The sequence below is a fragment of the Microcoleus sp. S36b_A4 genome, assembly GCF_036700645.1.
GTDB lineage: Bacteria > Cyanobacteriota > Cyanobacteriia > Cyanobacteriales > Microcoleaceae > Microcoleus.
The window spans coordinates 1-18,231 of the sequence record NZ_JAUBPI010000109.1 but is presented as its reverse complement, the minus strand read 5'-3'; the positions used below and the strand labels follow the sequence as shown (position 1 = coordinate 18,231).

Sequence of the window (18,231 nt, the reverse complement as noted above, 5' to 3'; positions counted from 1 at the left end):
AGCGGAATGAAGCGAAAGTTTCACGTTCCGTTCTGAAGGAGAGGTAGGGGTGGCAACGCCCCTATCGACTCTAACCTCCTGCTGACACAAGATTTAAGAGCCATAAAAAAAATTGTACAAGACACTAATCAATATATTCTGTATTTCCTAATAAAGTAGTATACTAAAACACAATTATTTTCAGTTGGTGGCTTATCACAATTTTTATGATTCGGCTTATTGCACAGTTTTTCTTAACTATTCAAAAATTCACAAGTCAACTTCGCCATAATTTGAGCTTGAGTTTGCGGCAACCCGTGAGCAGCATTGGGAATAATTACTAACTCTGCCCCCGCTATCTCGTTAGCGTAGGTTTCACAGTGCCATAGAGGAATTGTTTCGTCGCTATCTGCTGCGATAACTAAGGTAGGAATTTGCAATTTGTGAATTTCTTTTTCTACTGTATCAACTGCGTCTTCCGGTCGCATCCGACTCATTAAAAATGACCTTGCTACTGGTTGAGACATTAACTCCCTGCGCCACCCGGAAATTTGCTGCAATTTCTCACTTTTTCCAGCTAAACTAGCAAAAGGTTTTGCCAACTGCAAAGCCCAATCAACGGCTGGGGTTTCCCACAACAGCGGCCGCAAAGCATCATATTGACCGCAAAAACTATCGTCCCGAATTCCCGCTGGGGCTGCTAATACTAAACTGCTGACAGAATTAGGATATTTTAGGGAATATGCAGATGCTACCCAACCGCCAAAAGAATGTCCGATGATGCAGCAGGGTTCGATATTTAGTTGTTCTACAACTTGCCGCACAAAAGCAACTTCTACAGCTACGTCGTAGCGGATTTCTGGTTTGCTGGATTCTCCAAAACCCAACATATCTAAACTGATGCACCGAAACTGAGATTGCAATAACTCAATTAACGGCAGCCAGCAAGTCTTTTCTCCTAAGAAACCGTGCAGCATCAATAAGGGTCTGCCGCACCCGATGTCGAGGTAGGCGGCTGTTTGGGTGGTGCTATTGACAAATGTAGTTAATGTGTGCGTTTGTCCTCGAAGTGCTTGAGACTGCATGGGTGATCGACTCCTAATAGGTAAGATACATTTGTAAAGGATTGTAACAAAAAAGCAGTTCAAACGTTAAACTTCATTACGGAGTACACAGTTAGAAATAGACCATGATATTGTCTATGATTATTAGAAAACACTACAAACCCAAAGCAGGAGAACACTTTGAACTCTACTTTAAAACAGTACCCGGCTTGCTCTCTTCGCGAAGATGTCAGTGAGTACGTAGCACACCTACAGCTTCACATGACGTTACAAGCTCGCAACTTGCTCCCTACCATTACCACCGCTAAGGATAGTCGCGAACAACTGTTGCAGCAGACTCAGGCTCATTTTGAGAAACGTGTTTCTCGACAAGCTATTTAAACAAATTTAACGATCGCCCGCGGTCGATCGAACTTTCCCATATTTCAGCATCCCAGAAACCCGGTAGCCTCAACAATACCGGGTTTCTTTTCGGCTAATTATGCAGGGGCCCGGTTTTGGGTAATATGCGTTCGGTGTGTTTTAAATTTAATGTCTATGCGAATTCCGATTATTGCATTTTTGACTTTGGCGGCGCTGGCTGGTGGCGAATTGGCAGCGCAGGCGATTGATCCGAGTGCCGCACCGACTGAGGCGGAGTTTAGAGGGGGAACCGCAGAGGCGCAGAGGGCGCAGAGGGAGGAGGATGAGGTCATTGGTGACAACTTAACGTCAAACCGACCATCTATGTTGTTTGTAGCGAAGTCTCGATCCCCCCTAGCCCTTAATAAGGGGGGGACAAGAAATATGCTCAAAGTCCCCCTTCTTAAGGGGGATTTAGGGGGATCTAGACTAGATGACAAGCGACATTTGTTATCGCTTCCAGTCTTAAATAGTCACCAATCGGATGAGGTGAATCCAACTGTGCAGGATTTGCCGGCATCCGATGAGCTCGCAGCTTCTCCAGAAGTACGCGCGGCGCAGCTATCTCCTAGGGAATCGCCCTCATATCGTGTCCGGTTGCATAATAATAAAATTGAGTCAACAGTTAACACTCAACCATTGAGTTTTTCCACCCCAAGTCCACAGTCAACAGTCACCAGTCAACAGTCAACAATCATTCCGGTGCAACCGGGAGTGATATCACTCAAGTCCAGCCATCATAAAGATTTTACATCTCTGTTAAAAACTCCGGCGACGATCGCGGCCAACGCCGAAATCCCCGAAGCAGTAAACAGCAACGCCCGACAGCTAGGCGGTACTCTACAAATCAGTCAAGCGGCCAATGCTGAAGGCGTTTATGTTGCAGAGGTAAAAATTCGCTTTGTCAATTCCCGAGGCGAAGCTGTTGATAAAAAAGGGAATCCAATTGAGGGCAGAATTTCGGAAGATTTTATCCGAGGTGAGCTCAAACTCAAGGCGGGGGATAACTACAGCCGGGAAGTTGTACGATCGGATTTGCAGCAGTTGCAGCAATTGGGATTGTTTGACAAAGTGACGGTTTCGATCGAAGAAGTTGGCACGGATGTTAATGTAATCTACAACGTTCAAGAGCGATCGGCTCGCTCTTTTAGCGTGAGTGCCAGTCTGAGTGATGATGTTGGCGTTGCGGTTCCTCTTTCCTATACCGATCGAACTTTCGGTACAACCCCGCAGCGGCTGGCGGTGGATCTTCAGCCCAGCCTCCGAGGTATCCAGTACGATGTCCAGTTTGTCAGCCCTTACGTTGCCGCCGAAGACCGTTTGGGATACAGTGTGAGAGCTTTTGGCGATCGCAGAATATCGGAAATTTTCAACAAAGATATTGATTTGCCCAACGGGAACCGAGTTCGGGAAATTCGGGTGGGGGGAAATCTCAGGTTTACCAGACCTTTGGGCGATTGGCAATCGACTTTGGGGCTGAATTATACAAACATCAGTACGCGCGATCGCAACTTAAATATCGCCCGCCGCGACGAACTCGGCAATCCTCTCACATTCAGTGGCAGCGGCGTTGACGAGTTATACACTGTTTCTTTCGGTGCGATGCTCGATCGGCGGGACAATCCCTTCAACCCCACCAGTGGCTCAATTCTCAGCCTCAGCACCGAGCAGTCGATACCTCTGGGGCGAGGTAACATTGTGAGTAATCGGCTGTTAGCAAATTATATACAGTATGTACCAGTAACTTTGCTCGGCATCAGCGAGTCCGAAGCCTTGCCTGAAATGCTGGCTTTTAACTTGCAAGCGGGGACGGTAATCGGGGATTTGCCACCAACGGAAGCTTTTCGCCTCGGCGGCCGCAATTCCGTGCGGGGTTACGACGGCGGGGATATTGGCAGCGGCCGGAGTTATTTTTTGGCTTCGGGTGAATATCGGTTTCCTGTTGGTCAAGATGTTGGCGGCGTGATATTTGTTGATTTTGCGTCGGATTTGGGAACGGGAGATAGTGTACTCGGAAAACCGGCTGTAGTTAGGGACAAACCGGGGACTGGGGTGGGTGTTGGGGTGGGTGTGAGGGTGCGATCGTCCTTTGGATTAATTCGCTTAGATATGGCTGTTAGCGACTCCGGCGACCTCAAATTTATACTCGGTACAAAGCAACGGTTTTAACAATAGTGCAACAGATCATATCAATTCCGGTTGCACTCCTTCGGAATTGTTGACTGTTGACTGTTGACTGTTGACTGTTGACGGGCGGGTCGAAAAACTGAAGGGTTGAGAGTTAACTGTTGACTCGATTTTATTATTCCGATGCAACGGGAAACGATATCAGTTAACCCACAGTGTGAAACAGATTTTGGGCGACTCAATTGCCGCCAAAGCCGTTGGCCGGACATCATCAAACCTATCGGCCTCGGCTGGCGGGGTGTCGGTGATTTCTGCTAAGGATAGGGTAAATTGTCGATCGAATAATTGAGTTTGATTTCTTTCCTCAGCCCAACCTCCAAAGTTTGTAGTAGTAATCGAAATTGAGTGAAATACAGCACCTTGGTAAGGACACAACAATGTTGTATCCCTACTGTGTTGTAGGCAATTGACAATTGCTATACTGATTTATGCTCGTAAATGCTTAACGCTTTGGTTTCTTCACATCAACAGTTTTCGGCTTAGCCGCCGGAGTGCGGGGATAAAACTTAAACTTATTGAGCGCAGCACTTGCCGATTTAGCCACACCGCTATCTATATCTCGCAAAGCTTTTTGTAGCAGCGGAATCACTTTTTCAGACTTAATCATTGCTAGTGCTTCCACAGCAGCTTCGCGCACCTCCGGGTGAAGATCTTGAGCTAATTTTCCCAAGGTTTCTATTGCTCGCTGACCTTCCGATCTCAGAGCATTAGCAGCAGCCATTTTACCTAAAGCCGACGCTGCAAACTTGCGGGTTTCTTTGTCCTCACTTTGAACACATCCCATTAACTGCGGTAGGGAATAGATTGGTGCTTGTCTGGTAATTGGAAGCTGTTGTTCGACTTCTGGTTGATGTAAATCAATTGGTTGGGGTTCCGAAAGATCTGTGTAATTTAACTCTTCTTCAACTTCTGTTTGATTTAACTCACTTGACAGTTCCTGCCAAACTTCTTCTTGCGATAAACCTTCGGAAAATTCTGTTGAATTTAACTGACTGAACTGCTGCTCCGGGACTTCTTGTTGTACATTACTCTCGTACCGCTCTTGCAAAGACCTGATAGTAGCTTGCATCTGAGCTTCGTGCTCTCTCAACTGCTCGTGAGCCGCTTGCAACTGACTCTCGTATTGCTCTTGCAAAGCCTCCATATTTAACTGCAGCTCAACCTCGCGGTTCTCATATTCCTCGGCAGTTTGCCTCAAGCGAATTTCGTGTTCATTTTGCAAGTTTTGCAAATGTTGCTCCATCTGAGCTTGATAATTTATATGCAATTCGTCAGCAACTCTAAGTAAATGATGTTCGTGTTCTGCTTGCAAAGATTGGATATTTTGCTGCATCCTAGCATTGTTAGCGGCTTCTAATTCCTCGCTGATTTGTCGCCGCAGCTCATGCTCGTCTATGCTGGCAAATGGTTGGGGCTGACTGTCGCGTTCTGCCAAAACTTGTTGGATCTGACTGTCACGTTCTGCCTGAACTTGTTGGAGCTGATTTTCATATTGAGCTGCAACTTGTTGGAGCTGGTTTTCGTATTGGGTAGTAACTTGTCTGAGTAAATTTTCGTGCTCGATAGTAGCTTTTCTAAGCTGATTTTCCCGTTCTCCTTGCTGAGATTCGACAGCTTGTTGCACCCGAGACATCTGAGCTAATTCTATTTCCTCACTAATTCTGCGAGTTTGCTGCAAGTATTCTTGCTTTTGCTTCTTTAAGCGCTTTTCCACTAACCAGTAAGCAACTGCTACCCCTGCCAAAAAACCTACGATCGCTCCTATGATACCCACAACTGAGATCCTCCCGACAAAATAGTGATACTGGACTTTTTACATTTAACCATACAGCCTCCTGTAACCGCCCAGTAGCAACAGCCAGGCTGTCACTGCGAGCCAGTGAACCGCCACCGCAGGCCAGATAGAACCGCTTTGCAGGTATGCGAGGGAGCACGCAACTCCCAAAATTGCCGCCAGTAGCAAAAATACTGGATTCATAAAGGTCGATCGACCAACCGGGTAAAAAGTTAGCGCGTTCAGCGGGTGGTAAACTACAAAAACCGCCAAACTCGCGCATCCCCAAAACCACAGCATTAAGCCAGAAGCCTTCTCGAACGGGTGTGGCAGCATTAACACGCGGAAATATACTTCCTCGGTGATGCCAGGACTTAATAAACAGCCAACAAGCACTCCTACAATTGTAGGCCTGGAGGTTTGCAAATCAACTTTCAAAAATCCCGACCAAAAACCGATAGGAAGCGCGATCAAAGTGTAAATCAGCGTGAGCATAGCTGCAACCAGCCAATCAGTGAAATCGGGAATAGTTGAAAAAGCTAGGGTGACGCGGCGTACCAGCAATCCCAGCAGCGCCATCGCACTAAAATTTAACATAATCAAACTGATCCTTAAAATTTTCAAACAGATGTTAGCAGTAATTCGCGCCGTTTATTATGCAAAACCAATCATTGCCGCCCGTCAGAGCCCGCGTTTTTGTTTCGGGATTAGTTCAAGGAGTAGGATTCCGATATTCAACGAGGAATCAAGCAAAGTATTTCGGCCTCAGCGGCTGGGTAAGAAATCTCCCCGACGGCCGCGTCGAGGCTGTCTTTGAAGGACCCAAAAAAGCTGTGGAAGGAATGATTAGTTGGTGCCGCCGCGGCCCCACCGGTGCTACGGTTAGTGAGTTGGTTTTGGAATACGAAGACCCGGAGGGCGATTCCCTTCAAGATAGCTCCGCCGCGCGTACTTTTGAGATCCGGCGATAAAACAATAAAGGGAATAATCTGCGGTTGAAACCGCTACTGTAGAAACGAGGTCTGCCTAACCTACGGCAGACTTCGCTCACGCTGACTAAAGAATGAATCGGATAAAAAGCACGAATTTGGTATTGCCACCTTATCAATGATGAGCAAGTTGACTTAAATTAGCAAACAACTGAGTAACTTTGGTCAAATCTTTATCTCCCGGCGCTATTTCTACGCCACTCGAAAGGTCAACACCGCTGAAGTTATTGCCGATCGCGCTATCAATTGCATTTAAAATATTATCGGGTGTTAAACCGCCCGCCAGCAGCCAAGGACACTGCGGTCTAAACTCTGATAACATCATCCAGTCGATCGTTTTACCAGTACCGCCCAATTGCCCTGGATGGTAAGCATCCAGCAGTAAAGTATCGACACGAACAGCATAAACAGCAGCGGTGGCTAAAGTTTCAGGAGTCTTAACTCTCAGGGCTTTGATAATTTCAATTCCCGGCAAAAACTCCCGCAGTCGATCGCAATATTCCGGTGTTTCATCTCCATGCAACTGCACTCCGCTTAAATTTGACTCTGCCGCTACTTGACAGATATTTTCTATTGTGGTGTTGGCAAAAACGCCGATGCGATCGACATTTTCCGGCAACTGCTCGACAATCAGGCGAATTGTTTCTGGGCTGACATAGCGGGGGGAAGCCGGCACGCAGATAAACCCTAAAGCCTGGGCTCCCAAGCGGGCGATCGCAATTCCTTGGTCTAATTTAGTGATTCCGCAAATTTTAACCCGCAATCCGACTCCTCCCTTCCGAATTTGTATCAAAATATCAACGAATTGTTAACTATTAAAACAAATCTTAGTTTAATGCAAACCGCTTTTTATAATTTTGGAAATCAATTTATCTGTGAAATCAGGAGATAAGAACATGATCACCTCATCTTTGCTGTTAGCCGTACAATCTACCGCTCCCTCAACACCAGAGTGGTCGCCACTGGTAGGACTGACAATGATTTTATGCAATTTGCTGGCGATCACGATCGGCTACTACGGCATCTCCAAGCAAAACCGAGGCAAGGGCCCAGCTTTACCCGTTGCACTCCCTGGCATGTTCAAAGGCTTCGGCGTACCAGAACTGCTGGCAACAGCCAGCTTCGGTCACTTGCTCGGAGCCGGAGTAATCTTGGGCTTGGGTAACGCCGGAGTTCTGTAAAAATCAGGGGAAAGGCAAAGGCAAGGGGTAGAAAAGATATAATAGAAACTCTTTCTTGCTCTCCTTTCCCAGGAAACTTCATGCAGACAGGTTGGCGAATCGGCTCTTTATTTGGCATCCCCCTAGTTATAGATTATTCGTGGTTTATAATTTTAGCCTTAGCAACCCGCGAATACGCCAGCAGTTACCGCCTGTGGGGGCCTGCGCTCTCCTGGAGTGCGGGGTTAGCAATAGCTCTGCTACTGTTTGCTTCGGTGCTATTGCACGAGCTCGGACACAGCTTGGCGGCGATATCGCAAGGAATTAAAGTTAATTCTATTACCTTATTCTTATTTGGCGGAGTAGCTTCGATCGACTCGGAATCAAAAACTCCCGGTCAAGCTTTTCAAGTAGCTATTGCCGGCCCTCTCGTCAGCTTTGCGCTGTTTTTAATCCTCGGTTTGGGCTCTCAAGTTCTTCCCCCGAAAAGTTTGCTAGCAATTGTCACCGAAAGGGTAGCACTAATCAATCTCGTTTTGGGATTATTTAACTTAATTCCCGGTCTACCTTTGGATGGAGGACAAGTTTTAAAAGCAGCAATTTGGAAAATCACTGGCTCTCGATTTGCCGGCGTTCGCTGGGCGGCAAAAACCGGACAAGTTTTAGGTTGGCTGGCTGTTGCTTTGGGTCTGAGTTTATGCTTTTTAGCGCGCGAGTACGGCGGCTTGTGGATTGCGCTGATCGGCTGGTTTGGCATTCGCAATGCCAGTGCTTATAGCCAAGTTACTTCGCTGCAAGAAGCCCTACTCAAAATTAAAGCCAGCGATGCGATGAGCCGCGAGTTTCGAGTTGTAGATGCAGATTTGACTCTGCGAGAATTTGCCGATCGATATTTGTTAGAAGTCAATCCGTTTCCATTTTACATTGCTGCGACCAACGGCCGGGATTTGGGGTTAGTGTCGATCGACGATATCCGTTTCACAGAACGCAGTCAATGGCAAGTTCAGACTTTGCACAACATTTTGAAACCCCTGGGAAAAACCCCCACAGTCTCCGAAAAAGCATCCATCGCCGAAGTAATTAACAGCATGGAAGCCCGTCAACTCCCCCGAATCATCGTCCTCTCGCCGATTGGTTCAGTAGCGGGGACGATCGATCGGGGTGACGTGGTTAAAGTTTTGGCAAAATACCTCAAACCCCAGATTTCAATGGCCGACATCAAGCGCAGCAAAGAAGAAAACAGCTATCCGCAGGGATTGCAGTTAAGTGCGATCGCCAAAACTGCACAAGAAAACTAAAAATTGGGTATCGGTAAGGGGCATCAGCGATCAGTTAAGATGTAGCATACTTTGTGACTCAGGGTTGAAACACTAAATTTTATGCCCCAATTCTTTAAGAGAATTTATCATAAATTTGCGGAGGGACTTGGGAAAAATTTAACTCATTTATTCCCCAACGCTGGCTTGCAACCTGTTGCTATTATCTGGATTGTCGTGACCGGAACTCTATTGGGAGTGAGGCATTTAGGCGGGTTGCAGCCACTAGAATTAAATGCTTACGACCTCATGGTGCAGTTGCGCCCAGATCGGGGTCCTGACCCCAGGTTGCTGATAGTTGAAATCACAGATCGGGACATTAGTGCTTTAAACAGATGGCCAATTTCCGATCGCGTTTTAGCAAAAGCGATCGCCGAAATAGCGCGTTTGGAACCCAGAGCTATTGGTCTCGATATAATTCGTGATATTGCCTACGAACCGGGGAGTGCAGAATTAGCAACTCAACTGAAAAACCCCAAAGTATTTCCCATTACCTTCATCGGCTCCTTAAAGTACGATCGAGTGCAGGCACCTCCCAACATACCAGACAAGCGGGTAGGATTTAACGATTTGTATCTCGATCCAGATGGTATAGTGCGTCGTAATGTGATGTCTATTGGCGATGGTAAAAACACGTTTTATTCATTTCCCTCCCGGCTAGCTTTTGCATATTTTGATAGCAAAAAAATAGAATCTAAAGCCACAGAAGACAATGAATTTATAGTAGATAAAACAGTATTTTATAAGTTACGATCGAACTCAGGAGGTTATCAGAACATTCCTGCCCAAGGCTATCAAATATTGCTCAATTACCGCTCTCCTAAAAAGATAGCAGAAAGCGTGACCATAACTCAAGTTTTGGAGGGCAAAGTTGACCCCAAATTGGTAAAAGGTAAAATAGTCTTAATCGGGGTGACAGCCCCAACTGTAAAAGATATTTTTTCTACCCCTTACAGCGCTACTAAAAACGGTAATATCCCGACGCCTGGGGTATTAATTCACGCAACGGCCACCAGCCAAATTCTCAGTGCAGTTTTAGACGGCCAAGGGCTATTTTGGTATTGGGATGAATGGCAAGAAATCCTCTGGATTGTGGTTTGGAGTGCAGTGGGTGGCTGTTTAGCTTGGCGGCTAGAAAAAGCGCTGAATTTGATCGCGATCGCGATCGTAGCTTGCGGCTCATTATTCGGATTCACCTTTTTCCTCTTCCTACAACAGGGGTGGATACCTCTAATTGCTCCAGCCCTTGCCCTTTTAATCACCGCAGGAGTCGCAGTTACCTATAAATACGAGCAGTCGAGACAACAGCAAGGGATTGTGATGAAATTATTAGGACAACAAACTTCACCCGCGATCGCAAATGCCTTGTGGAAAGAGCGCGTCCATCTGCTCGAATCAGGGTTATTGCCAGGTCAAAAAGTTACTGCTACGATCGTCCTCACCGACGTGCAGGGTTTTAGTACAATCTCCGAAAAACTCGCGCCAGAAGTAGTAATGAGTTGGTTAAATGAGTATTTATCAGCAATGGCCCAAGAAGTCCAAGCACATCAAGGGGTAATTAATAAATTTACCGGAGATGGAATGCTGGCAGTATTTGGCGTACCCATTCCCCGCACCACTGCAGAAGAAATTGCAGAAGATGCTCGCCTTGCCGTATCTTCCACTTTAGCTATAAGTTCGCGCTTGCCAGAAATGAATCAAAATTGGCTTGATCGCGGTTTACCGACTGTAAAAATGCGAGTAGGCATCTTTACTGGGCCTGTGATGGTGGGTAGTCTGGGAGGTACAACCCGTTTAGAATATGGAGTGATCGGCGACAGCGTAAATATTGCCTCTCGCCTGGAAAGCTGCGAAAAGGATCGGCAAGAGGACACTTGCCGGATATTGATTGCAGAAGAAACCTTTCTGTATTTGGCGGACAAATTTGAGGTAGAATCTTGGGGACCTTTACCGTTAAGAGGCAGGGAACAAAAAGTTAATGTCTACCGGATTTTGGGAAGGAAAAAGAAATAAAAAGAGAGAATATCTCCCTACAAATTCATGGAGTTAATATGAAAACAATTACTAAGTTTCTCATCAATCTGATATCAGTTGGCTCAATAGTATTGATAGCCACACTTAACATTTCTCAATTGGCAGTTGTGGGACAGCCCCAAATAAACACACCTGACCGCCCACCCAACCCTATACCGGGAGGGCCGCGCTTCATTCCGCCTACTGAAGATATAGATAATTGGCCCCCCACTCAACCGAGACGGCCTGTGCGCGGTGGCTGCGCGAGCATTAGTCAGCTAGGTCTCACAGCCTTAGTGCCTAAAAATAAGATCGGACGGACGGTTTCCGACTATCCAACATTCTTTTTCTACTTGCCTAAAACAGAGGCGGAATCAGCCGAATTTATCCTACAAGATCAAAACGGCAAGGAGATTTATAAACAGGATCTCACAATTAGCAATTTATCAGGGGTGATCGGCGTTAGTATCTCCGCTAACAAAAATGTGCCGCCCTTGGAATTAGGCAAAAGTTACCGTTGGAATTTTACAGTGATTTGCGATTCTCAAGACAGATCGAGCGATCAGATCGAAAGCGGTAGTGTACGGCGAGTTGAACTCAGTGCAGATATCCGCAGTCAATTAGAGAAGGCCGATGCGCGCCAGAAAACGGTTATTTATGCTGAAAATGGGATTTGGCAAGATGCCCTCAGCACCCTAGCTGCGGCTCGCCAAGCCAATCCTAACGATGCACAATTAGCTGCTGATTGGGAAAGCTTGCTAGAGTCAGTGAAATTGGGCAAAATTGCCAAAGAGCCGATCGTTGAAATTGAGCAGCAGCCATAGATGAGTTTTCCGATTTTAGATTGGCGATTTTAGCGAGATACCCGACTTCTTCAAGAAGTTAGGTATCTAGTATCTAATATATTTTCCTTCTTCCTTCTTTTTTCAACATCTGCTATATCCTGCCATTCCTGATCCGAAAGCGGCTGCACTTTCAAATCAATCTCCAAACAGCGACAAGCCGTCGCACTCAAAACATCAATTACAGTGGCAATCAAATTATCCCCTCCTTCAGATAGAGGTAATTGCACAGGAATTAATTCCTCTTCAAACACTTGAGAAAACAAACAAACATCCGGCTGCAAACGCATCGAACCGTGCTGCAAAATAGCATCACCCCGTCGCAATTGCGCGCTACCAATTAACTTGCAGCCATCAGCGGTAACTAAATCCGCACCCGTCGCAGTACCAAAACAATTCGGATTGTGAATATAACCCCTTCCCGCTTCCCCGTATTGCAAATCCAAACCCATCGCCCTCCAACCCTCAATCAAAAACTCGCAAATAGTCTGATAAGCTTTCATACGGCTGCTTCCAAATCCCGACGCCACAACTGCATAAGTTAAATCCCCTTGATGCAACACTGCGCGCCCGCCGCTGGGCCTCCTCACCAACTCCACAGGCATTTTCTCCCAAGACAACTGCTGCCAAAACTCCGGCCATCGGCGCTGGTGGTAGCCCAAGGAAATCGCCGCCGGTTGCCAGGTGTAAAATCGCAGAGTTGGCGGATGTTTGCCCGCTAGATGCTGTTCCAGTAGCCATTGGTCGATCGCCATCTGCACGCTACCAGACGCCGATAACAGTGGAATTAAACGCCATACAGAATTAGCCATCCGTCCCCAGTCCTGAGTTTGCACTCAATAATTCACAGAATGTTTTAAAATTAGTAACAGTTTTTTGGGCCTGTCTTCTAAGTTGGTGCAAGTTTCACGCCCGCCGGTGCTTTAGAAATAAATAGAAAAAATAATCGCAGAACCATGAGCAACAGTGTAATTGTCATTAACGACGAAAAATTTGAAACAGAAGTCCTGAAAGCAGAGCAACCAGTGCTTGCCTATTTTTGGGCTACTTGGTGCGGGCCTTGCAAACTGATCGCGCCTTCGGTAGACTGGGTGGCGGCCAACTACAGCGATCGGCTGAAAGTGGTTAAAATGGAAATTGACCCCAATCCTAATACTGTCAAGCAGTATAAAGTAGAAGGAGTTCCAGCTCTCAGGCTGTTTAAAAATGCCGAAGTAGTGCTGTCTCACGAGGGAGCTATTACTAAACAAACTTTGGTCGGTTTGCTCGACGCTCACTTATAAAGTTTGGAAATGATTCGGGAGTTTCCAACTCCCAACTTACAACTATATAAATCGCAAATATTTTTTTAACATCTCTCTTTTCTCCTCGATATTCCTCTCTGACTCTGCGCCCTCTGCGCTCTCTGCGGTTAATAAAAAAAATCACAAACTCAATAAAAATGCCATATAAAAAATAATTGATATCAAATAAAAATATTCCTTAAAATTCCCCAAAACTATAGAAAATATGCAATTTGCTAAACGTTTAGAACCACTGCAATTTAATGTATTTGCCGATATGGATCGGGCAAAAGCTCAAGCTAGAGCAGCGGGGCAAAATGTGATTGACTTGTCTCTGGGTTCTTCGGATTTGCCGGCGGCTGCTCATATTACAGATGCGATCGCCCATTCTCTGTCAGACACCAGCACCCACGGCTATTTGCTATTTAACGGCACAAGAGATTTTCGGGAAGCAGTAGCTATTTGGTACGAGCAAAAATTTGGAATTGTAGTCAATCCAGAAACAGAAGTGCTGCCGTTAATTGGTTCCCAAGAAGGCACGGCCCATTTGCCTTTAGCTGTACTAAACCCCGGAGATTTTGCTTTGCTGCTCGATCCGGGCTATCCTTCCCACGCGGGCGGTGTGCATTTGGCTGGCGGTCAAATTTATCCGATGCCGATATTAGCAGAAAATGCGTTTTTGCCGATATTTGAAGATATTCCGACAGCAGTGCTGGCTGAGTCGAAGATGATGGTTTTGAGCTATCCTCACAATCCTACAACTGCGATCGCCCCGGTTGCTTTTTTTGAGAAAGCTGTGGCTTTTTGTCGAGAACATCGGCTGGTTTTAGTGCACGATTTCCCTTATGTGGATTTGGTGTTTGACGATCGCAATTCTGCAATTGAGGCGACTGGTAACGAGGAAGAATATCGAAAATTGATGGCCCCGTCAATATTTCAGGCGGATCGAGATAAGAGTGTGGCGATCGAGTTTTTTACACTATCCAAATCCTACAGTATGGGAGGTTTTCGAGTCGGATATGCGATCGGCAATTCCGAACTAATTGCAGCGCTGCGACAGGTAAAAGCCGCAGTGGACTTCAACCAATACCGAGGGATTTTGAATGGAGCGATATCCGCATTAACAGGCCCTCAAGATACCGTCAGAACCAGCGTAGAAACCTTCAGAAAACGGCGGGATGCCTTTGTAAACGCGCTACAGGGCATCGGCTGGCAAGTACCCGTACCCCCTGCCACCATGTACGTCTGGGCGAAACTGCCGGAACCTTGGGCCAATGATTCCGTGAAATTTTGCACTCAGCTAGTACAGAGTACAGGAGTCGCAGCTTCCCCCGGTGCCGGTTTCGGGAAATCAGGAGAAGGCTACGTGCGATTTGCCTTAGTCGAGTCGCCAGCAATCTTGGAAACAGCAGTTAGAAAAATTGCTGAGTTTCTAAATTGAGCGATGTGATATGTGTCAACTTAACCCGAAACACCCTGGTGAGACTTAAGCCCACCAGACTTGAGCTTTGAGGCCGGGGTCAAAACCCCTGCCGGACTGGGGTTTTGACGTTTTTGGACACAGGAAGAAGGGCACGGCGTCTAAGTGCTTACCCGCAGATCAAGATGGATGCAATTGCTAAAATAGTGTGATTTATACCTAAAGGAATAGATATTTGCACGCAGTATCTGTCACAATCTTTTTTAAGAAATGTTAACGTGAGACATCTTGGGAATTACCAGTTCCGCTCACCCACTCTAAAAATCCTTGCAGTGAATTCTGTCGGAGTAGCGATTGTTCCGTAGCGGCGAGCGCACACCCGAAAAAGACCACACTGCCCAAAATTGCAATCAGCGGCAAAGGCTTGCCCAGCCCAAAGTCCCGCTGAAGGCGAGCTAACGGTCTGCTCTCGCGCCTGAGCATCTTTCCCACCGTCAGTTGTTTGAGACTAAAAGGATCGCGCACAAAATGACCGCTCCAGCTAATTACCATATGAGAATGACAGTGGGGACAAGTGAATAGTCCACTGACCATCCCGACTGGGCCTACGACGCTAGAACGGTTGCAGATCGGGCAAGTGACAGAATGAGTGTTATAGGTAGGAGCGTTCATAACTGTTTTTCTTGAGTAAAAAAAACTAACAAGTAATTGGGAGCCTGTGTTAACGCCAAAGGTATAGACCTTGAGAGGCACTTTTCCTTAATTCCTAGTTTACCGCTCCGATCGACCCGATCGGAGCTCACTGCTTGGGAAAACCTTCAACTTGCCAATCCCGCAACGAGTGCAAGTCTGGAGCACAGGTGAGATTATATTGCAAAGGAGTTACGGTTATTCTGTTGTCGCGAATAGCTTGTACGTCTGTAGGAATATCATGCGGCACCGCCGAATCGGCGATTTCTTCTACATCTTCTAACAATTCCCCAGCTAGCCAATAATAAGTTTTGCCGCGCGGATCGGTGCGCTTTTGAAATATGTCGAAATAGCGGCGAATGCCTTGACGGGCGATCGCAACTCCGGTAATTTCTGCTTGTGTGACTGCTGGTATGTTGACATTCAACAGCATCGGTTTCGCCATTGGCTGTTTTTCCAACTGTGCCAGCAAGCTGACAGCGAAATCCACCGCCGGCCCAAATTCCTGCGAAGTAAAGCTGGCGAGGCTGAAAGCAATGCTGGGAATCCCTTCCATAATTCCTTCCATTGCGGCCGAAACCGTACCCGAACAGATGATATCCGTGCCTAAATTGGGCCCGTGGTTGATACCGGAAAGAACAAAATCCGGCGGTTTGTCCAGTAAAGCCCACAAAGCAAGTTTCACGCAGTCGGCGGGAGTACCCGAACAGGCCCAAGCTTGAACTGCGGGATCAAAAATAGATTCGACAATTTCGGCGCGGATGGGTTGGTGCAGAGTAAGGCCGTGGCCGGTAGCGGAGCGCTCTCTGTCGGGACAAACTACACTCACATCGTGGCCAGCGGCGGCGAGAGCGTTGGCGAGGCTGCGGATGCCTTGTGCAAAGATGCCGTCGTCGTTGCTAATTAAAAGTTTCATTGAAATTTTTATAGGCATTATAGCAATCTTAAACTAAATTCAACTAGGGCGATCGCTCTAACATCCAATTACCTATTACAAATTATCCGTAACTGCCGAAAATCTAAAATCTAAAATCTAAAATCTACAAGCTGTCGAGCCAAAATTGCGCTAAACTCAACTTGGCCCAAAACTGCCATCAATCTAAAATCTAAAATCTAAAATCTACAAGCTGTCGAGCCAAAATTGCGCTAAACTCAACTTGGCCCAAAACTGCCATCAATCTAAAATCTAAAATCTAAAATCTAAAATCAAAATGACTGTCCAGCTAAGCGACATTGAAACTCAACTAGAAACCCTCGGTCAAGAGTCCAAAAGTGCGATCGCCACTGCCAATACCCTCGAACAACTCGAACAGTTGCGCGTCGGCTACCTCGGCAAAAAAGGCCAACTCTCTCAAATTTTAGGCATGATGGGCAAACTGTCGCCAGACCAACGGCCCAAAGTAGGTGCGATCGCCAATACAGTCAAAGAAGCCCTGCAAGCCGATTTAGAAGACAAGCGCGCCGCCCTCCAAACCGCCCAAATCCAAGCCAAATTAGCCTCAGAAACCCTCGATGTCACCATGCCGGGGATTTTTCGCCCCCAAGGCCGCGTTCACCCCTTAAACGCCGTCATAGACCGCGCTCTCGATATCTTTGTCGGCCTTGGATACACCGTCGCCAACGGCCCGGAAATGGAAACAGATTATTACAACTTCGAGGCGCTGAACACACCGCCAGACCACCCGGCGCGGGATATGCAAGATACATTTTACCTACCAGGCGGCAACTTGCTGCGGACTCAGACATCATCGGTGCAAATTCGCTACATGGAACAGCACAAACCGCCGATTCGGATTGTCTCTCCTGGCCGCGTTTACCGCCGCGATACTGTTGATGCTACTCACGCAGCAGTCTTCCACCAAATTGAACTTTTAGCCATTGGTGAAGGTCTCACATTTACTGACTTGAAAGGCACAATTAAAGAGTTTTTGCGGCAAATGTTCGGGCAAGATTTGCCGATTCGTTTCCGCACGAGTTACTTTCCGTTTACCGAACCTTCTGCCGAAGTGGATTTGCAGTGGAACGGCAAATGGCTAGAAGTTTTGGGCTGCGGAACCGTCGATCCTAACGTTCTTAAAGGAGTCGGTTTAGACCCAGAAAAATATACTGGGTTTGCTGCAGGTTTTGGGGTCGAGCGGTTCGCAATGGTACTTTATGAAATCGACGACATTCGCCGGGTTTATGCTAGCGACTTGCGTTTTTTGCGACAATTTTAAACAAGGGCTTGGGGTCGCTTACACGAGCCATCTAGAGGTCTTGGTCAATGTACATCAATCTTTCAGTTTCAAGTAAGTAAGTACAAATAAACATCACTTGGGGAGAGGGCGGGTTCTGCAACGATGACTCGCCCTTACTGTAGATAAGCCCTAAAGCCGCCCTTACAAGCCCCTGCAAGATATTATTGTTTTTTTGCGCTTACCTACTTAATTAATTTATTGTCTAGTTGCTAAAAACACCCTTGATGCTGTCAACAGCGCTCTCGACAGCATTCTTGGTATTATCTACTGCTTTCTGAGTCCGAGCTGAATCTTCCGATGCTCTTTTCTCAATTGTGGCCGCATCTTTCTTAGCTTTGCGCTCTACTACACTACCATCCTCCGATGATCGATCGACTTTAGCAGCATTTGTCTTGGCAGTTTCCTTAACTTTATCTTCTGTATCTCGGATGAAGTTCTTGGCTCGTCCAGCATCTTTGCTGGCTTTTTCTTGAACCGCATCGCCCGCATCTGCTGCTGCGATCAAGTTTACAGCAGGAGAGGCCATTGCTGCGGTGTTGGAGAAGAACGCACCAGACCAGACGAAGGCCATCGCTGACACGCAAAGCACAGTTGTAGCCATCAAGCGCCCGACAGTCGAAAGCCGTTTCGTAAAAGAATTCAGTTTCATACAATACACAATCAGATATGACATTACTATTTCTAACCGATCAGAGCGCTCGGCTGAACCGTTCTCTAGAGAGAGGTTATCCGCCGACCAACCGTTAAAAAATTTCCCTCTTTTGATAGATGGACGCAAGGAATGTCAGTCAATTTTAGATTAGACCTCTTGCGAAAGTCTCAGACGAGCGCTAGTTTGTCTTCAAAAAAAGTTCATAATTATAAATACCAGCGAT

The 18,231-nt window shown here is 46.7% G+C and carries 19 protein-coding genes; 10 read left to right on the top strand and 9 right to left on the bottom strand.

Annotated features, from left to right (window positions below):
* Positions 1–233: 233 nt before the first annotated feature.
* Positions 234–1,064 (bottom strand): alpha/beta hydrolase, encoded by an 831-nt coding sequence (locus QUA03_RS24980; RefSeq protein WP_333215892.1) that lies wholly within the window; start codon positions 1,062–1,064, stop codon positions 234–236.
* Between the two features lie 159 nt (positions 1,065–1,223).
* Here QUA03_RS24980 and QUA03_RS24975 point away from each other — a divergent pair, with 159 nt between their 5' ends.
* Together QUA03_RS24975 and QUA03_RS24970 are read left to right on the top strand one after the other, a co-directional pair.
* Entirely contained in the window at positions 1,224–1,424 is a 201-nt protein-coding gene (locus QUA03_RS24975; protein ID WP_006634481.1) for a hypothetical protein, read from the top strand.
* A 150-nt stretch (positions 1,425–1,574) separates the two neighbouring features.
* Positions 1,575–3,614 carry a BamA/TamA family outer membrane protein gene (locus tag QUA03_RS24970; protein WP_333215890.1) on the top strand — a complete coding sequence of 680 codons (2,040 nt, stop codon included), beginning with the start codon at positions 1,575–1,577 and terminating at the stop codon, positions 3,612–3,614.
* Positions 3,615–3,773: 159 nt separating this feature from the next.
* On the opposite strand, the gene QUA03_RS24965 is transcribed toward QUA03_RS24970, so the two are convergent.
* From QUA03_RS24965 to QUA03_RS24955, 3 genes are all read right to left on the bottom strand, one after another.
* Positions 3,774–4,010: a hypothetical protein gene (locus QUA03_RS24965; protein WP_333215888.1), complete on the bottom strand. Its 237-nt coding sequence runs from the start codon at positions 4,008–4,010 to the stop codon at positions 3,774–3,776.
* Between the two features lie 64 nt (positions 4,011–4,074).
* Positions 4,075–5,406 carry a HEAT repeat domain-containing protein gene (locus QUA03_RS24960; RefSeq protein WP_333215886.1) on the bottom strand — a complete coding sequence of 444 codons (1,332 nt, stop codon included), beginning with the start codon at positions 5,404–5,406 and terminating at the stop codon, positions 4,075–4,077.
* A gap of 45 nt (positions 5,407–5,451) precedes the next feature.
* A complete protein-coding gene (locus tag QUA03_RS24955) occupies positions 5,452–6,003 on the bottom strand; it encodes a CPBP family glutamic-type intramembrane protease (RefSeq protein WP_333215884.1) in 552 nt (183 codons plus the stop codon).
* A 59-nt stretch (positions 6,004–6,062) separates the two neighbouring features.
* On the opposite strand from QUA03_RS24955, the gene QUA03_RS24950 reads away from it, so the two are divergent.
* Complete coding sequence (locus QUA03_RS24950) at positions 6,063–6,377, top strand: acylphosphatase (RefSeq protein WP_333215882.1); 315 nt, start codon at positions 6,063–6,065, stop codon at positions 6,375–6,377.
* A gap of 133 nt (positions 6,378–6,510) precedes the next feature.
* Here the strand turns inward: QUA03_RS24950 and QUA03_RS24945 are convergent, their stop codons facing one another.
* Entirely contained in the window at positions 6,511–7,158 is a 648-nt protein-coding gene (locus QUA03_RS24945; protein WP_333215880.1) for a phosphoribosylanthranilate isomerase, read from the bottom strand.
* A 133-nt stretch (positions 7,159–7,291) separates the two neighbouring features.
* On the opposite strand from QUA03_RS24945, the gene psaK reads away from it, so the two are divergent.
* The 4 genes from psaK (at position 7,292) to QUA03_RS24925 (ending at position 11,708) form a co-directional block, all read left to right on the top strand.
* The gene (psaK, locus tag QUA03_RS24940; protein WP_333040629.1) at positions 7,292–7,576 is read left to right on the top strand and encodes a photosystem I reaction center subunit PsaK; all 285 of its coding nucleotides are present in this window, start codon (positions 7,292–7,294) and stop codon (positions 7,574–7,576) included.
* A gap of 80 nt (positions 7,577–7,656) precedes the next feature.
* Positions 7,657–8,853 carry a site-2 protease family protein gene (locus QUA03_RS24935; protein ID WP_333215878.1) on the top strand — a complete coding sequence of 399 codons (1,197 nt, stop codon included), beginning with the start codon at positions 7,657–7,659 and terminating at the stop codon, positions 8,851–8,853.
* An 81-nt stretch (positions 8,854–8,934) separates the two neighbouring features.
* The gene (locus QUA03_RS24930; protein ID WP_333215876.1) at positions 8,935–10,884 is read left to right on the top strand and encodes an adenylate/guanylate cyclase domain-containing protein; all 1,950 of its coding nucleotides are present in this window, start codon (positions 8,935–8,937) and stop codon (positions 10,882–10,884) included.
* 38 nt (positions 10,885–10,922) lie between these two features.
* Positions 10,923–11,708 (top strand): DUF928 domain-containing protein, encoded by a 786-nt coding sequence (locus tag QUA03_RS24925; RefSeq protein ID WP_333215874.1) that lies wholly within the window; start codon positions 10,923–10,925, stop codon positions 11,706–11,708.
* 50 nt (positions 11,709–11,758) lie between these two features.
* On the opposite strand, the gene QUA03_RS24920 is transcribed toward QUA03_RS24925, so the two are convergent.
* Positions 11,759–12,538 (bottom strand): biotin/lipoate A/B protein ligase family protein, encoded by a 780-nt coding sequence (locus QUA03_RS24920; RefSeq protein ID WP_333215873.1) that lies wholly within the window; start codon positions 12,536–12,538, stop codon positions 11,759–11,761.
* A gap of 144 nt (positions 12,539–12,682) precedes the next feature.
* Between QUA03_RS24920 and QUA03_RS24915 the strand changes: the two genes are divergently transcribed.
* The gene (locus tag QUA03_RS24915) at positions 12,683–13,009 is read left to right on the top strand and encodes a thioredoxin domain-containing protein (protein ID WP_190738970.1); all 327 of its coding nucleotides are present in this window, start codon (positions 12,683–12,685) and stop codon (positions 13,007–13,009) included.
* A 226-nt stretch (positions 13,010–13,235) separates the two neighbouring features.
* Positions 13,236–14,450, top strand: a complete 1,215-nt coding sequence (locus tag QUA03_RS24910; RefSeq protein WP_333215871.1) for an LL-diaminopimelate aminotransferase — start codon at positions 13,236–13,238, stop codon at positions 14,448–14,450.
* 252 nt (positions 14,451–14,702) lie between these two features.
* Here the strand turns inward: QUA03_RS24910 and QUA03_RS24905 are convergent, their stop codons facing one another.
* Together QUA03_RS24905 and surE are read right to left on the bottom strand one after the other, a co-directional pair.
* Positions 14,703–15,101 carry a hypothetical protein gene (locus QUA03_RS24905; protein WP_333215869.1) on the bottom strand — a complete coding sequence of 133 codons (399 nt, stop codon included), beginning with the start codon at positions 15,099–15,101 and terminating at the stop codon, positions 14,703–14,705.
* 127 nt (positions 15,102–15,228) lie between these two features.
* Positions 15,229–16,035 (bottom strand): 5'/3'-nucleotidase SurE, encoded by an 807-nt coding sequence (gene surE, locus QUA03_RS24900; RefSeq protein ID WP_333215867.1) that lies wholly within the window; start codon positions 16,033–16,035, stop codon positions 15,229–15,231.
* 295 nt (positions 16,036–16,330) lie between these two features.
* Between surE and pheS the strand changes: the two genes are divergently transcribed.
* Entirely contained in the window at positions 16,331–17,335 is a 1,005-nt protein-coding gene (gene pheS / locus QUA03_RS24895) for a phenylalanine--tRNA ligase subunit alpha (protein WP_333215865.1), read from the top strand.
* A gap of 223 nt (positions 17,336–17,558) precedes the next feature.
* Here pheS and QUA03_RS24890 read toward each other — a convergent pair whose 3' ends face one another.
* Positions 17,559–18,005: a hypothetical protein gene (locus QUA03_RS24890; RefSeq protein ID WP_333215863.1), complete on the bottom strand. Its 447-nt coding sequence runs from the start codon at positions 18,003–18,005 to the stop codon at positions 17,559–17,561.
* Positions 18,006–18,231: the final 226 nt, after the last annotated feature.

Coding starts and splice junctions, on each gene's coding strand:
- QUA03_RS24890 (WP_333215863.1), bottom strand. CDS start 18,005: ATGAAACTGAATTCTTTTACGAAACGGCTTTCGACTGTCGGGCGCTTG.
- psaK (WP_333040629.1), top strand. CDS start 7,292: ATGATCACCTCATCTTTGCTGTTAGCCGTACAATCTACCGCTCCCTCA.
- QUA03_RS24955 (WP_333215884.1), bottom strand. CDS start 6,003: ATGTTAAATTTTAGTGCGATGGCGCTGCTGGGATTGCTGGTACGCCGC.
- surE (WP_333215867.1), bottom strand. CDS start 16,035: ATGAAACTTTTAATTAGCAACGACGACGGCATCTTTGCACAAGGCATC.
- QUA03_RS24980 (WP_333215892.1), bottom strand. CDS start 1,064: ATGCAGTCTCAAGCACTTCGAGGACAAACGCACACATTAACTACATTT.
- QUA03_RS24905 (WP_333215869.1), bottom strand. CDS start 15,101: ATGAACGCTCCTACCTATAACACTCATTCTGTCACTTGCCCGATCTGC.
- QUA03_RS24925 (WP_333215874.1), top strand. CDS start 10,923: ATGAAAACAATTACTAAGTTTCTCATCAATCTGATATCAGTTGGCTCA.
- QUA03_RS24930 (WP_333215876.1), top strand. CDS start 8,935: ATGCCCCAATTCTTTAAGAGAATTTATCATAAATTTGCGGAGGGACTT.
- QUA03_RS24950 (WP_333215882.1), top strand. CDS start 6,063: ATGCAAAACCAATCATTGCCGCCCGTCAGAGCCCGCGTTTTTGTTTCG.
- QUA03_RS24915 (WP_190738970.1), top strand. CDS start 12,683: ATGAGCAACAGTGTAATTGTCATTAACGACGAAAAATTTGAAACAGAA.
- QUA03_RS24970 (WP_333215890.1), top strand. CDS start 1,575: ATGTCTATGCGAATTCCGATTATTGCATTTTTGACTTTGGCGGCGCTG.
- pheS (WP_333215865.1), top strand. CDS start 16,331: ATGACTGTCCAGCTAAGCGACATTGAAACTCAACTAGAAACCCTCGGT.
- QUA03_RS24920 (WP_333215873.1), bottom strand. CDS start 12,538: ATGGCTAATTCTGTATGGCGTTTAATTCCACTGTTATCGGCGTCTGGT.
- QUA03_RS24935 (WP_333215878.1), top strand. CDS start 7,657: ATGCAGACAGGTTGGCGAATCGGCTCTTTATTTGGCATCCCCCTAGTT.
- QUA03_RS24910 (WP_333215871.1), top strand. CDS start 13,236: ATGCAATTTGCTAAACGTTTAGAACCACTGCAATTTAATGTATTTGCC.